Consider the following 13,708-nt stretch of genomic DNA (forward strand, 5'->3'; position numbering starts at 1 on the left):
CGACGCTTTCATGACCACCTAAGGGCAATTATGGATAAGTATCAAATTCTTGTGCTTGATTTCTGTTAGGATTATGGTTTTAGTGTGTCAAGCGAGTGACTGTGGACTTTTCAGCCAGATTACGCCTCTATTGGGCGAATAAAACCATAAATTACAGTGTATTAATTCTCATCACTCTACTCGGTGTTGTGGTTCCTGCTTGGTATTATGGACAAAACACGCTGATCACACCGTTGATCTTAGGGGTTATTGCTGCGGCACTGGCTGAAAGTGACGACAGTTTTACAGGCCGCTTAAAAGCACTCACACTCACCTTCATCTGTTTTGCGATCGCCGCCTTTTCTATTGAGTTGCTGTTCGACACACCTTGGCTATTTGCATTAGGTCTTTTTGCCTCAACATTCTCGTTCATCATGCTTGGTGCGATTGGTCCTAAATACGCGAGTATCGCGTTTGGCTCATTACTTGTCGCCATTTATACCATGTTGGGTGCGCACGAAAGCACTAACCTTTGGTTTCAACCGCTTCTACTGTTAACTGGCGCTGCTTGGTACTATTTCATGTCGATGATTTGGCAGATAGTGTGGCCAATGCAACCTGTACAGCAAAACCTTGCAACCGTGTTTGACCAAATCGGCACCTACATGGGTTCTAAGGCTGAATTATTCTATCCGGTGTCTGACCTTGTTCCTCAGCCTCACCGCATCATTGAAGCGAAATTGAATGCCAGCACGGTTAATGCACTTAACATGTGTAAAGCGACTCTGCTTAACCGCTCTAAACGCGGGCACATCGACGGCCCGAGTGACCGATTCCTAAACACCTACTTCATCGCGCAAGATATTCATGAACGCGTGAGCTCTAGCCACTATCGCTACCAAGAGCTGGCAAAACACTTTGAACGTTCTGATGTGCTGTTCCGTTTTAAATATCTACTAGAAGCACAAGCAACCGCGTGTAAAGAAGTCGCAAGTTCACTTAAAGTCGGCGCTGAGTATCAACATGGTGATAAATCTGTACTCGCGCTGGATGAGTTAATGTCTTCGCTTAACCATCTTCAGGAACAGAACAAGCCGGAATGGAAACCACTGCTAAACCAATTGAATTATCTGTTCAATAACCTCGCCACCGTTGAAAAACAGCTATCGAATATCAGTAACCCTGATGCAGAGAAATTAGAAGAAGGTGTCTTAGACGATACCAACCCACATACTTTGACAGCAATGTGGCAAAAAATCAGAGCCAACCTTCACACCGATTCAATGCTATTTAGACATGCGATTCGTATGGCTATCACTTTGACGCTCGGTTACGGCATCATCCAAGGCTTTAACATTGAACGCGGTTATTGGATTTTGCTGACCACGCTATTTGTGTGTCAGCCGAACTACAGTGCCACTCGTCAAAAGCTCACTGCTCGTGTAATAGGTACTGTGGCAGGCTTATTGATTGGGGTTCCATTGCTCACTTTCTTCCCCTCGCAAGAGAGCCAACTAGTCTTCATCGTGATCAGTGGCGTGATGTTCTTTGCGTTCCGCATTAATAACTACGGCTTCGCTACCGGCTTTATCACCTTATTGGTACTGTTCTGCTTTAACCAACTCGGCGAAGGTTATGCCGTCGTCTTGCCAAGGCTCGCTGATACCTTTATTGGGTGTGCTCTCGCAGTACTTGCCGTGATCTACGTATTACCAGATTGGCAATCAAAACGATTGCACAAAGTCATGGCGGATGCACTCGATTCCAATAAGAACTATCTGGCTCAGATCATTGGCCAATATCGTGTGGGCAAAAAAGACAACCTCAACTACCGTATTGCTCGTCGAAGCGCACATAATAACGACGCCAATCTAACTGTCGCGATCAGTAGTATGCTAGTTGAACCCGGTAAGTATCGAACGTCTGAAGACGAAAGTTTCCGCTTTCTTACTCTAAACCACGCCTTGCTTAGCTATATCTCTGCACTTGGCGCTCACAGAACGCGTATTGATGATGAAGCGACACACAAACTGGTGTTGGACGCCCATAGAGTGATACACGAGCACTTGGATGCGCTCAACGACCAGCTGTATTCTCATTGTGAGCAATGCGAAGTCAAAAATGCTTACGATCCTGAGCTTGATAAACGTTTAAGTGAGTGGAGAGAGGAAGACGAGAACTCTGTAAGGATGGTCCTACAACAATTGCACTTGATCTATCGAATGCTTCCAGAACTGCACACTTTGGCCACCAAATTTGCCGTTAAAGTGAACATAGAAAAGCCTCTCGAAAAGTCAAATTCAACACTAGAAGATAAAGTACTGTAAAAACAGAAAGATACATAAGTTGAATGCATAATGATCAATAGCTATATGTATAGTTTATTATACCAATACCTATAATTAGGTATAGTAAACTAACTGCACGCCCCGACAGGTAAGGGATCAGAGAGTTTTTACTTTGTAGGAATTTTCTGACTCTGATTAACCAAGCGTTAACTTTGCCTGACAATTCTCGGACAAAAAACAACCAGAGCAATTTATAGTTGTCTTAGTTTCAAGAACCTTCAAACATCTTTTAATATTCATTTAATGTTGGTTGATTTCTTGTACCGGTAGTCTATGCTCAATAGAGCATATGGATTTGAACTAAGGTCACACTATGAATACACAACAATTTGAAGCATTTAAGCAACAGATACAGCTTCTTAGCCCTCAGCAATTGAAAGCACTACAGGGTGAAATAGACGGTAATGTCGAGACAGAACAGCCTTCTCTACTTACTGACGAAGAGTTAAACGCTCTAAACGATCTGTTTAATTAGTAGACAGAGATCACTATTTTAGCTTAAGTACACAGTTTCACCGTAAATTACACCACTTCACCATTGCGCTCAAAATATCGTCAACCTAGACTCATTCCATACGTCAATCAAAGGTTCTGACATGTCGATTTCGGGAATTCAATCAGGTTATGCCATTATTCAGCAGTCAACCAACATGGCTGAAGAAGCGGCAATTGAACTGAACCAAGCCGCTCAGCACACTGCCGAATCAAATGACTTCTCCCAATCTAGCGATCTTAGCTTTAACCAAATCGAACCTGAAAAATCTCTTGCTTTAAAAGACAAAGAACCAGAGCCTGTTTCATCTTCAACCGATTCACTAATAAAACTGACCCAAAGTGCCAGTTACAACCGCGTTGGCGCAAGTGTCGTTGATCGTCAAAACGAAGCCATCGGTAGCCTTCTCGATATCCATATCTGATCTATACTCACACTTAGTGCTTGTTTCCTATGCCCTGAATCCGTTTGATTCGACCACTTTTGATGCTTTTTGACTCTATAAGCACACAAACTGTAACTCATTATATCTGACGCTTGTTTCTGGTTTATTACTCGGTAGAATCAGCGCAAACTATTCTTGCAGCACAAACTTTACTTCGTACTACTTATGCCAAAACTAAATCTGCATCGCCGTGACTATGTTTCTATTTTAGGAGGCGACATCTCCGCAGACGAATTAGAAAAGAAGCTCGAACCTCATTTTGAGAAGCCAGTGAATAAACTGACTCCGAGCCCTTATCTGACTGAAAAAAACCTTACACGTCGTTGGACTGCTCTCGATAATGCAGACTCGCAGCAAGAACTGCTCGACCCTCATACACAAAGCCAGATCCAAGCTTATGAGAAAAACATCGAGCACTTTATTGGCACCGTTAAAGTCCCTGTTGGTATATCTGGCCCTTTAAGAGTCAATGGCCTGTTTGCTAAAGGCGATTACCTAGTACCGCTTGCAACGACAGAAGCGGCGCTTGTTGCGTCTTACAACCGAGGTTCCAAGCTGATCACAGCTTGTGGTGGCGCAAGTGCAATGTTGCTCAATGAAGGCGTAACACGAACGCCTGGTTTCGCATTCCAAGGGTTAGTTGAAGCAGGACAGTTTGTGGCATGGGCAGTGACCCAATATGACCAATTCAAAGCTTTAGCGGAATCAACAACGTCGCACGGCAAACTTACCGACATAAATATCAACATCGAAGGTAACCATGTTTACTTGGTGTTTGAATTTCTAACCGGAGACGCTTCTGGTCAGAATATGGTAACTATCGCAACCAACGCGGTATTTGAGTACATCATTGAACATACACCAGTGAAACCCGATCACGCCTTCCTTGATGGCAACTTATCGGGCGACAAAAAAGCCAACACCCAGACCTTGCGAAGTGTCCGTGGTAAAAAGGTTACAGCCGAGGTCAACATCTCTGCTGAGCTTGTCGCTAAGTACCTCCACACCACACCAGAGAAGATGGTGCAGTTCGGACAAATGACCACAGTCGGTGGCGCTCTAAGCGGTACGATTGGTATCAATGCTCATTATGCCAATGCACTTGCTGCCCTCTACATTGCTTGCGGCCAAGACGCGGCGTGTGTTGCTGAATCTGCGATTGGTATGACTCGTATGGAGCTCAACAAAGAAGGTGGTTTGTACGCGAGCGTAACGCTTCCTAACTTGATGTTAGGAACAGTCGGTGGCGGTACTGGCCTACCAAGCCAAAAAGCGTGTCTCGATTTACTAGGGCTACACGGCAATGGTAAATCACAAGCCTTGGCTGAGGTTTGTGCTGCTTTGTGTTTGGCGGGTGAACTATCGATTGTGGGTGCATTCTGTGCGGGTCACTTTTCGCGAGCTCATCACAAGTTAGCGCGCTAGTTTCTGTTATAAAACCTTAAACCGACCGTTGTCACATATTGAGTGAGTTGTGTATGGATTACTTACATTTATCGCGAGTGAGCCTTAAACACCTCACTGCGCTTCATATTATGCTGAACACCCATAGTGTCACTCAAACGTCAGAGCAACTCTTTGTCAGCCCTTCGAGTGTCAGTAAAACTCTATCTCAGCTACGTGACATCCTTAACGACGAGCTTTTCTATCGGGACGGCACCAAGCTGATCCCGACTCCCTTTGCCCTGAAAATAGCCCCCACTGTTCACGCGATTCTTTCCAGCATGAACGGGTTACTTCACCAAAAGAGTTTTACTCCTCAGGAGTATCAAGGCAGCTTTTCACTTTCGATGCGTGAAAGTACCTTCGAAGTGTTTGCCTCGAAGATCAGTAAAATCACCACGGAACTTGCACCAAAAGCCAAACTTAATATCTATTCGAAACAGGAACTTGGATTCGATGCTTTGCTCAGTGGTAAGGTCAACTTGATCCTGTTGCCACACGATATCTCTCAACCCCCAACGGATAATAAAGAGCTGGTGTGGGAAACGATTCTTCCTGATGAAATGATTTGTTTGATGGGCGCACACCACCCTCTCGCGCAGCAAGAACTAACGGTTGAAGGCTATTTAGATTACAAGCACATTGGAATCTTAGATAACGAACTGTCTAAGCCTTACTTTGAGCAAAACTTAGTGCAATGTCATAAACCTAGAGATATGGCGATATCGGTAGCGGACTTTGGCGCAGCGGCGGTGTTATGTCACCACACACCTTTCTTGTTCACTTGCTCAAAACAATGGGCTGAGCATGCCAAACAAGCACAAGGTTTAGTAAGTAAGCCGCTTCCTTTTGATTACGGAAAAGTGGCGTATAGCTTGGTGTGGAACAAGCCAAACATGAATGATCAAGCGATTAAATGGTTGTGTGACTTGTTTTTAGAAGCCTAACTCTTTTCGTCATTGTTGACCGAAAATATTAGGTATAAACCTCGGGCGTTTGCATTGGCCTTTGAACAATTGAGTAGAGCTTATCGTGAAAGCTCTGCATTTGTTGTTCGGTGCATTTAGGCCATTCTAAAGCTTCGCCAATTACCCCATGATGTTGAAACGCATTTAACCGAATTCGAACATAACTCGGTAAACCCTTTAAATAATAACCTACCTGCTCTACCTCGATATCTAGGTCACTTTTATTAGGAATATGCAGTAACCGAACTTCATGTAATTTGCCTTTATCAGCTAAGTAGTTAATGGTATCAAACACTCGATGGTTTCCTCTGCCCACCAGCCATTGGTGCGTTTCAGATTGCCATGATTTTAGATCGATCATCGCACCATCAAGGTAAGGTAATACCTTATCCCAACCTTGCTGTGTCAACGAGCCATTACTATCAATAAAACACGTTAAGTGTGCCAATTGCGGATCGCTTTTGATCGCTTGAAATAGCTCGATGATAAACGGCAATTGCATGGTCGCCTCGCCACCCGAAATGGTAATACCACTCAAGAAGAATTGGTTGTGCCTAACCAGTTCAAGCACATCTGATACCGTCATCGTGGTGATTTTAGGGCTCGACTTATGATCACAGATATCGATGCACTGATCGCAGTTGGTACACACTACTGGATCCCACTTCACTTTGCCTTCAATAAGACTCAGAGCACTGCTCGGGCAGCCACTCACGCAATCTCCACAATGGTTGCAGTGGTTGATGGTGTGTGGATTATGACAAGTGATGCAATCGAAATTACACCCCTGTAGGAACAGCACCAAGCGATTTCCTGGTCCATCAACACAAGAAAAGGTCAGCACACGGCTGACCTTCGCTTGTTTTTCTGTCTTATTATTTTTAACCCTAGCCATTTGAGTTGTTAGATCAGAAATTTTCATAATTCACATTGTTCGTATTCGAAATACACAACACACGTTAAAGCTATTCGTATGTCGGCGACATCTCTAAGCTTGCCACACGAGGCTTACGCTCTAGAATGCCCGTATTTTTTGCAGCCTCAGCGCCTAGGAAAGTGGTATTGGTACGTGAACCTTGCTCGTCGTATTTAGCAATATCAGACAGCTTAATCATGTAACCAGTAACACGAACCAAATCGTTCGATGCTACGTTAGCGGTGAACTCACGGTAACCCGCTTGAATCGCCCCTTTACACAGGTTGAACATCGCTTCTGGATTGGACTTCACCGTTTCGTCGATGGTCAGAATATCGCTGATGCCCGACGTGTAGAACTTGTGGTGACCCGCTGTCGCACGAACGTAAGAGACTGGATCAGGTTCTGTCCCATAAGGGATACGAACACCGGGTGTCACATTTTCATCTAGACTGATACCACCTTGAGCGTGTAACAGAGCCTTACCTTCCAGCCCATATTTCACTTCCGAGTTTTCAACAATCTCAGCCAGCTTTTCAGAAATACGATGGCCTAACTGATTTGCTTGTTCATCGTGACCATAGCGCCCTGCTTTGCCTTCTTTTTCCATTAAGATGTTAACCGCCTCAGCCATGCCATAAATACCAAACATTGGCGCAAAGCGATCTTCTTCAATTAAGCCTTCTTTGGTTAAGAAGCCTTCGAAGAAGTTAGACTCTTCATGTAAGAAGCGACTACGTGCATTCATCAATTCGATCATGATGCTGCTGTAGTTAGGTAGTACTTGCTGTAAGAAGTCTAGGCTGTCCTCAGATTTCAGAGCCACTTGCTTGAGGTTCATACGTACTAGCGTGTTTGAACCACCTGCCAGAGGCAAAGAGTTGTAGCAACTCACAATGCCAAAACGCTTGTCTCCGTAGGCAGCGGCGTGTGCAGGATAATTGGCAATGTGCGGCTTGCTGCATTCACAGATATTGCTCGCTGCATGACGAAGCAAATCATCAGACGTGATTGCAGGGTCATACATAAAAGTTAAGTTAGGTGCGATCTGCTTCAATTCAGCATCCACACGTAAAATAGTACGACATACAATGTTGTCGCTAGGGCCAATATTGACGTGCATGAAGGCATCTGGCAGCGTGCGATCCAGCATGATCCAGAACAGCTTCAGCTTTTGGTATACCTGCTCATCCGTCAAACCGCCAACAAAAGGCATCAACACATCGTCCAACTGGCCTAAATAAACCGGAATTGAAGTCACTGACGGAACGTGATGATAAAGGATCGTGAGCATGTTCAATGCTTCGTCGAAATTAGTTGCCGCGCTAAGCTCTAAATACTTGGAGCCTTGATGTAAGTATTTAGAATAATCAGGAAGCACATAGCGCGGCTTAAATGGGGCGTGACCTTCAAACATGTCACACAGCACACCTTGTTGTAAGGCTTGCTCTACTTCATTGCTTACCGACATATACGGCAGGCTGGCTTCAGCTTCTAAGGCAAGATAGCTCGACTTCTGTTTTGGGGACAGGTTGGCATCTGAAATGATATTGCTAAAGCGTTGTTGTTGATCTGAAAGTGATGAAGAAGTAGATGACGCAGATTGTTGGCTCATGATTAAACCCTTAATATTCTTATGGGCTTATTTTATATCTCACACTTACATTTCCACTAATGAAATGTATGCAAGGCTACATTTCCAAAATGGAAAATACCATTTGTAACTTAGTAATTTGTGAATAGACAGTTTGTAAATTGGCCATTTGAAAATTAACGATGGTTGTTTATCGATGATTGTCGTTGGGGAAGGGAAAGAGTAAGCAGAAGAGATTAGGCCCCTTGATTTAACCGTTTAGTTTAAAACGCAAGCGCGTAAAAATAGAAAACCCACATAACGGATCCAAAGATCGTTGATGTGGGTTTAATCAATTAAGCGTGAGTGCGGTTATCTGATCAGCTATCTATAGCGTCAACTACAGACAAGTGAACTATAGATGAGGAACCACTTGTTTACGGCCTACACCCATCAGAACCTTCAAAGTACCTTGTGGGGTGTCGATTGAAAACGGTGTTGAGACTTCAACAATCGAAAAACCTGCTGCGCTCAATACATTCTGGGAGCGCTGTTCGCTGACCCCAAAATCTTCGCTGTCGTTTTCTAAGTACCAATCCCAGTGTACAAAAACCCCATCGTTTTCTAACAGAGTATAAATAAGGCTGACCGTATCTTGTAGGTTCGGAATAAAGCCACATACCGAAGAGGCTACCACTAAGTCAAACTGGTTTCTGAATGCTGGGTGTTGGGCTGCAAGTCCGCGCGATAAGATATCAACGACAGGCTCTACATTAGACAGCTCTTTTTTATCTAACTCTTCAATCATCCCTTCTGAGATATCGAGAGCGATGATCTCTTTTGCAAAAGGAGATATTTTCTGGCTGAGTAATCCTGTACCACAACCAAAATCAAGGACACGGGTTCCGTTCAAATCAACGAGCTGTGTTAACTGGTCAAATGCGGACTGTGCGAATACAGCAGTAGCGGGATCGTTATCCCAATCAGGTGCGTACTCGTCCCATTGTTTCGCCATCATGGCCTCCATCTTTACTTCTTGTAGGTTCGGAACGCCCCCAGAATAAACCAAATTAGTCAATTCGTCATAGAGTTATCATGCAAAGATGGACTATTTCTAAGATAGTCAGCACAATATTCAGATAATATGCACCGCCACCCGCTCAATATGGAAATGAAATGAACCTTTCTCAAGTCCAAGCCTTTTGTTCTGTTGCTGATCTAGGATCCGTCTCTGAAGCTGCTCGACAGCTTGAATGTAACCGAACCAAACTGAGCATGTCGATCAAAGCCTTGGAAAAAGAGTTAGATGTCGAACTGTTTGTTCGAAGCGGTAACCATGTCGAGCTGTCTGAGGCAGGTAAGGCCATCTATAAAGACTGTGAAGGCATGTTGGTAACGGCAGCACGCATTAAGCAAACCTGCTTACATGTTTCGGGTGAATTCAACGCCGAGATTTGGATCGCTCGCGACGATTCCCTACCCGATGAAATGTGGCAAAGTTTATCGCACGCCCTAAACAACAAATACCCTTCCACTTCTTTCAACTTCGTTCTCGCGTCTAGTGGCGACTTGGCTAATCTTGTCGAAACTCAGCAAGTTGATTTTGCGTTTGGTGTCGATTACGAGCGTGTCGACGACCCAAGAATTATCTACAACCCACTCGGCAAGATCCGAATGATGTCGGTATGTAAGAAAGGGCATGATTTAAGTGCGATGCGAAGAGTGTCGGATGAAGTACTTAGAAATTCGATGCAAGCGACCATGGTTTATCTTAATGAAAAAGATAACCCTGAGCTTGAGCCCTTCTCTCGCCGATACATTGGTTTTTCTAGCTTCGATTTTATGTTGGATACGATTCTACGAGAAGATGCATGGGGCGTAATGCCTGAGCCATTGATACGCCATTTATTGCGTGAACAAGAACTGGCGGTGATCAAGCACACTTATGGCCTGACTCAAGAAGACTACTGTATGTTTACTGCGGCAGGTATGGCGGAACACCCTGGTATGAATTGGTTAGCGGATCAGATCAGCGATTACTTGTTTGATTTCTAAAGTGTCAGACAATGTTCTATCTCGACACTTAAAATCATCTAACAAATAGAAAGCCCTCTCTTTAGAAGACCATCACGTGATCCACTAAATAACGTCCGTCTTCTTCAACCAGCACCATTTCTGCCACAAACTCGCCTTTCGCAATGGTGTACGCTTGCTTCCAAACAAAGGCGATGGAATCGGAGCGTCTGAATAACGCCACAGGCTTACGTTCAGCAAAAAATCCGTTGCTGTGCTGATAATGATGACACACCTTCGCTAGATACTCAGGCGTCACAATATCCTTCATGCGCTGAGTAAAGTCTCGGCAGTGTTGAGCATGGTCAACCTTGGTTGAACCGTCCATCAAATTGTCCATGATCGGGTTAGCAATCGCCCACAACTCGCTATCGTTGAGATCATCAAATTTCATCTTCATCCATTCCTTTTCAAGTTCAACTCAGCTCTACGCCCAAGGTTCAAACCCAAGTTTAAGCTATAAGATTTCAGCGCGATTTCTGTAACCCTAACAGCCTGATCCTTTACACAGCTAGCTATGAGACCTTCACAACCTATGTGTTTTATTAATCATAAACCATTTAACGCCAGTTTCACATTTCCTGAAAAACAGTCATCGTCAATTTTACTGACACCAAAATTTACCTATAAGTCGTTGAATAGTAAGAACTTGAATATAAAACGAGTTACCGACATATAAACGTCATCAGATAAAGTTTGTAAAGATAGCTCAATATTAGAACAATGAAGTTATCAAAAACATCTGGAAAATATTATGTGTGACAGGAAAAGCCAAAACGAAAACCGAGTACTATTGTTCTCAGCCCTTTTAGCATCAGGCTTCGCTATTGGCGGATTGGTGTTGGGTCTTCTCGTTGGCTCTCTAGTCATAGTATTTGACGGTGTCTATTCTCTTATCAGTTTACTGTTAACTTTATTGTCACTAGCTGCTTCGAAATACATTAATCGCCCATCAGACAGGGAGTTCCCGTTCGGTCGAGCCATCATTGAGCCAATCGTAATCGCGATTAAAGCGATTGTGATTCTGCTTGTGGTCGGTTATTCGCTTTACTCTGCGATTGGTGCTTTGATGACAGGGGGTCGTGAAGTCGATGCTTCTATCGCAACTCTGTTTGGTATTTTCAACGTATTGGGTTGTGGTTACGCTTGGTGGTACATCGCTAACAAGAGCAAACGTATTTCTTCAGGTTTGATTCAAGCTGAGTCAAAACAGTGGCAAATGGATACGCTTTTGAGTGTGGCAGTTACGGCAGGTTTCGTTGTTGCTTGGTTGGTGGCTTACTCTCCGTTTGCTGAATACGCGGTATATGCCGACCCAATGATGATGTTACTGATGTCTTTCTACTTCATCAAAGTGCCGTTCGACATGCTACGTGAAGCAATGCGTGAGCTGCTAATGATGTCGGCAACCAAAGATATTTGTGACGCGGTAGATAAGAATGTTGTCGCTGTGGACAAAGATGCGGATCAAGATTTGGAGCTAATGGGTGTGACTAAGGTTGGCCCGGAGCTAAGAATCAATGTTGACATTCATACCAACGACCAACAAGCGATTGCGGTCGATGACATTGAACGCACGCGCCGCCAACTTAAGCGACGCCTATCTAAGATGCCTTATGAGCTTCAATTGAACCTCAATATCGCGAGCTAAGAGCATTCTCTCTTAAGTTCAACACTCAAGACTGAACCTCTTCAGAAGCCGACGCCTTAACCGTCGGCTTTTTGTCTCTGGTTACCCACCAGCAAGCCAATGAACCGATCGTCACCATACAAACGCCCTGCCAAAAACTCATGCTCAATGACAAACCTAGAATCATAGAAGACAGTAAGGTCGCGAAGATTGGCGTAAAGTAAGACATGGTTGCAAGAAACACCATATTCCCCCCAAGAATCGCCGTGTTCCAAAGCGCGTAACCAGCGCCCATACAAGCCCCAGCAAGCATTAAGTCAATCGCAGCACTTGAAGTCATCACCATACCGGTTTCATCACTCAATGCGTATTTAATCCACAGAGTGACCGCAGTAGCGATAAAGAAAAGCACAATCGCATTCTGTCCTTTAGCAACGCGTTGGGTGTAATTGCAATATACCGCCCAAATAATCGCGCCGAAGAATGCCATTGAATAGGTTTTAGGGTTGGTCGCAATATTAGCCGCGATTTGCTCGACAGAAAGCCCCTGATCGCCGCTGATACTCCAAGCCACGCCAAAAAACGCTAAGACGATACTTGGATAAACCAACCAGTTGATCTTTTTATCACTCAACAGCACCGCAAACAACACCGTTAGTGCAGGCCATAGATAGTTGATAACTGCCATTTCTAAGGCTTGATGTCGGCTATTTGCCATTCCTAAAGCCAGAGCCAAGAAGATTTCGTAGCAAACGAATAAGGCACCACCGATCATCAAATACGATTTAGAGAAGCGCGACAGCTTAGGTAACCCCATAACACAGACTAACAACAGTGAGCTCACTGTATAAAGACTGGCTGCACCACCAATTGGGCCCAGTTGTTCTGACACACTACGAGACAATGCAATTAAGCAGCTCCACAGTAAAATGGCAGCAATGCCGTAGCAGCTATGGCGATGAGATTTGAGCACGCCTCTTCCTTCTCTTTATTGTAATTAGGTAATCAAAGCGAGCTTAAGCAAAGGTAGGCTTAAACACCACTATCGATAAGTTGCAGTAAGTAAAAATAAGTAGCCGAGCACATAACTGTACTCGGCTATCAATCATTTACTCAAAAATCTAAAAGCAGTTAGCAGTTAGCAGTTATGCCAACAAAAGTGCTTGCAGGTCAGCCAGAGACTTAACCTGATAATGAGGGTTAATTCCTGCTGGCGTCGCTTTCTCTTGGCTGTTCAACCAACAGGTCTCAATACCAAAATCCAAGCCACCTAAAATATCAGAGTGTGGGTTGTCCCCGACCATCAATACTCTTTGCTTTGATGGCAATCCAATTAGCTTGTGTGCATGTTCAAAAATTTCCGCGTCTGGTTTAGCGACACCGACTTCCTCAGAAATGATCACATGGTCAAAGTAGTCTGTCATTCCTGTTCGTTCCAAACGGATTGACTGCAGCTCTGTGAAACCATTGGTGATGATGCCCATGTTCACTTTGCCTTTTAACGACTCCATCAACTCTTTTGCACCAGGAAGCAGAGAACAGATGTCTGCCATTGCGGCTAAAAATGCACTGTTTAGTGCAGCCGTTGTTGTCTCTAACTTTGTTGCCCAGCTTTCAAAACGCGCGTGCTTCAGTTGTGCCGCTGTAATACGGCCATCTTGGTAATCGACCCATAACGGCAAATTAACCTCTTGATAAACTGAATAATCCTGTTCGCTAAAGTCCACGCCAAAACGGGAGAACATCAGCTTCATTCCTTGAAAAGCATCAAAGTGGAACAAGGTTTCATCTGCATCAAAGAATATCCAATCGTACTTCATTTTATTTCCTATTATTCGCG

The 13,708-nt window shown here is 44.2% G+C and carries 13 protein-coding genes; 7 read left to right on the top strand and 6 right to left on the bottom strand.

Features of this window, described 5'->3' with window-relative positions; translation table 11 throughout:
* The first annotated feature begins 101 nt into the window (after positions 1–101).
* The 5 genes from yccS (at position 102) to AC3CKG_RS16800 (ending at position 5,655) form a co-directional block, all read left to right on the top strand.
* Positions 102–2,306, top strand: a complete 2,205-nt coding sequence (gene yccS, locus AC3CKG_RS16780) for a YccS family putative transporter (protein WP_488529600.1) — start codon at positions 102–104, stop codon at positions 2,304–2,306.
* A 334-nt stretch (positions 2,307–2,640) separates the two neighbouring features.
* Positions 2,641–2,802 carry a hypothetical protein gene (locus AC3CKG_RS16785; RefSeq protein WP_099166597.1) on the top strand — a complete coding sequence of 54 codons (162 nt, stop codon included), beginning with the start codon at positions 2,641–2,643 and terminating at the stop codon, positions 2,800–2,802.
* Positions 2,803–2,923: 121 nt separating this feature from the next.
* Entirely contained in the window at positions 2,924–3,244 is a 321-nt protein-coding gene (locus tag AC3CKG_RS16790; RefSeq protein WP_099166596.1) for a hypothetical protein, read from the top strand.
* A 186-nt stretch (positions 3,245–3,430) separates the two neighbouring features.
* Positions 3,431–4,690: a hydroxymethylglutaryl-CoA reductase gene (locus AC3CKG_RS16795; RefSeq protein WP_029223667.1), complete on the top strand. Its 1,260-nt coding sequence runs from the start codon at positions 3,431–3,433 to the stop codon at positions 4,688–4,690.
* Positions 4,691–4,743: 53 nt separating this feature from the next.
* On the top strand, positions 4,744–5,655 hold the full coding sequence (locus AC3CKG_RS16800; RefSeq protein WP_488529601.1) for a LysR family transcriptional regulator: 912 nt from the start codon (positions 4,744–4,746) through the stop codon (positions 5,653–5,655).
* Positions 5,656–5,683: 28 nt separating this feature from the next.
* Here the strand turns inward: AC3CKG_RS16800 and AC3CKG_RS16805 are convergent, their stop codons facing one another.
* The 3 genes from AC3CKG_RS16805 to AC3CKG_RS16815 form a co-directional block, all read right to left on the bottom strand.
* A complete protein-coding gene (locus tag AC3CKG_RS16805) occupies positions 5,684–6,598 on the bottom strand; it encodes a YjjW family glycine radical enzyme activase (protein WP_488529602.1) in 915 nt (304 codons plus the stop codon).
* 43 nt (positions 6,599–6,641) lie between these two features.
* On the bottom strand, positions 6,642–8,207 hold the full coding sequence (locus AC3CKG_RS16810) for a YjjI family glycine radical enzyme (protein WP_488529603.1): 1,566 nt from the start codon (positions 8,205–8,207) through the stop codon (positions 6,642–6,644).
* Positions 8,208–8,580: 373 nt separating this feature from the next.
* Complete coding sequence (locus AC3CKG_RS16815) at positions 8,581–9,180, bottom strand: class I SAM-dependent DNA methyltransferase (RefSeq protein WP_009845582.1); 600 nt, start codon at positions 9,178–9,180, stop codon at positions 8,581–8,583.
* Between the two features lie 161 nt (positions 9,181–9,341).
* On the opposite strand from AC3CKG_RS16815, the gene AC3CKG_RS16820 reads away from it, so the two are divergent.
* Entirely contained in the window at positions 9,342–10,220 is an 879-nt protein-coding gene (locus AC3CKG_RS16820; RefSeq protein WP_009845583.1) for a LysR family transcriptional regulator, read from the top strand.
* A 61-nt stretch (positions 10,221–10,281) separates the two neighbouring features.
* Here AC3CKG_RS16820 and AC3CKG_RS16825 read toward each other — a convergent pair whose 3' ends face one another.
* Complete coding sequence (locus AC3CKG_RS16825) at positions 10,282–10,632, bottom strand: hypothetical protein (RefSeq protein ID WP_488529604.1); 351 nt, start codon at positions 10,630–10,632, stop codon at positions 10,282–10,284.
* 360 nt (positions 10,633–10,992) lie between these two features.
* Between AC3CKG_RS16825 and AC3CKG_RS16830 the strand changes: the two genes are divergently transcribed.
* Positions 10,993–11,889, top strand: a complete 897-nt coding sequence (locus AC3CKG_RS16830) for a cation diffusion facilitator family transporter (protein ID WP_065105429.1) — start codon at positions 10,993–10,995, stop codon at positions 11,887–11,889.
* A gap of 25 nt (positions 11,890–11,914) precedes the next feature.
* Here the strand turns inward: AC3CKG_RS16830 and yddG are convergent, their stop codons facing one another.
* Both yddG and yjjG read right to left on the bottom strand, forming a co-directional pair.
* Positions 11,915–12,841 carry an aromatic amino acid DMT transporter YddG gene (yddG, locus tag AC3CKG_RS16835; RefSeq protein WP_102312080.1) on the bottom strand — a complete coding sequence of 309 codons (927 nt, stop codon included), beginning with the start codon at positions 12,839–12,841 and terminating at the stop codon, positions 11,915–11,917.
* 172 nt (positions 12,842–13,013) lie between these two features.
* On the bottom strand, positions 13,014–13,688 hold the full coding sequence (yjjG, locus tag AC3CKG_RS16840; RefSeq protein WP_017098476.1) for a pyrimidine 5'-nucleotidase: 675 nt from the start codon (positions 13,686–13,688) through the stop codon (positions 13,014–13,016).
* Positions 13,689–13,708 lie beyond the last annotated feature (20 nt).

This window comes from Vibrio sp. QJM3NY_15, assembly GCF_057785995.1.

What these genes read in the sequence shown, in the direction of transcription:
- AC3CKG_RS16785 (WP_099166597.1), top strand. Translation starts at nt 2,641, where the DNA reads ATGAATACACAACAATTTGAAGCATTTAAGCAACAGATACAGCTTCTT.
- AC3CKG_RS16790 (WP_099166596.1), top strand. Translation starts at nt 2,924, where the DNA reads ATGTCGATTTCGGGAATTCAATCAGGTTATGCCATTATTCAGCAGTCA.
- AC3CKG_RS16795 (WP_029223667.1), top strand. Translation starts at nt 3,431, where the DNA reads ATGCCAAAACTAAATCTGCATCGCCGTGACTATGTTTCTATTTTAGGA.
- AC3CKG_RS16800 (WP_488529601.1), top strand. Translation starts at nt 4,744, where the DNA reads ATGGATTACTTACATTTATCGCGAGTGAGCCTTAAACACCTCACTGCG.
- AC3CKG_RS16805 (WP_488529602.1), bottom strand. Translation starts at nt 6,598, where the DNA reads ATGAAAATTTCTGATCTAACAACTCAAATGGCTAGGGTTAAAAATAAT.
- AC3CKG_RS16810 (WP_488529603.1), bottom strand. Translation starts at nt 8,207, where the DNA reads ATGAGCCAACAATCTGCGTCATCTACTTCTTCATCACTTTCAGATCAA.
- AC3CKG_RS16815 (WP_009845582.1), bottom strand. Translation starts at nt 9,180, where the DNA reads ATGGCGAAACAATGGGACGAGTACGCACCTGATTGGGATAACGATCCC.
- AC3CKG_RS16820 (WP_009845583.1), top strand. Translation starts at nt 9,342, where the DNA reads ATGAACCTTTCTCAAGTCCAAGCCTTTTGTTCTGTTGCTGATCTAGGA.
- AC3CKG_RS16825 (WP_488529604.1), bottom strand. Translation starts at nt 10,632, where the DNA reads ATGAAATTTGATGATCTCAACGATAGCGAGTTGTGGGCGATTGCTAAC.
- AC3CKG_RS16830 (WP_065105429.1), top strand. Translation starts at nt 10,993, where the DNA reads ATGTGTGACAGGAAAAGCCAAAACGAAAACCGAGTACTATTGTTCTCA.
- yjjG (WP_017098476.1), bottom strand. Translation starts at nt 13,688, where the DNA reads ATGAAGTACGATTGGATATTCTTTGATGCAGATGAAACCTTGTTCCAC.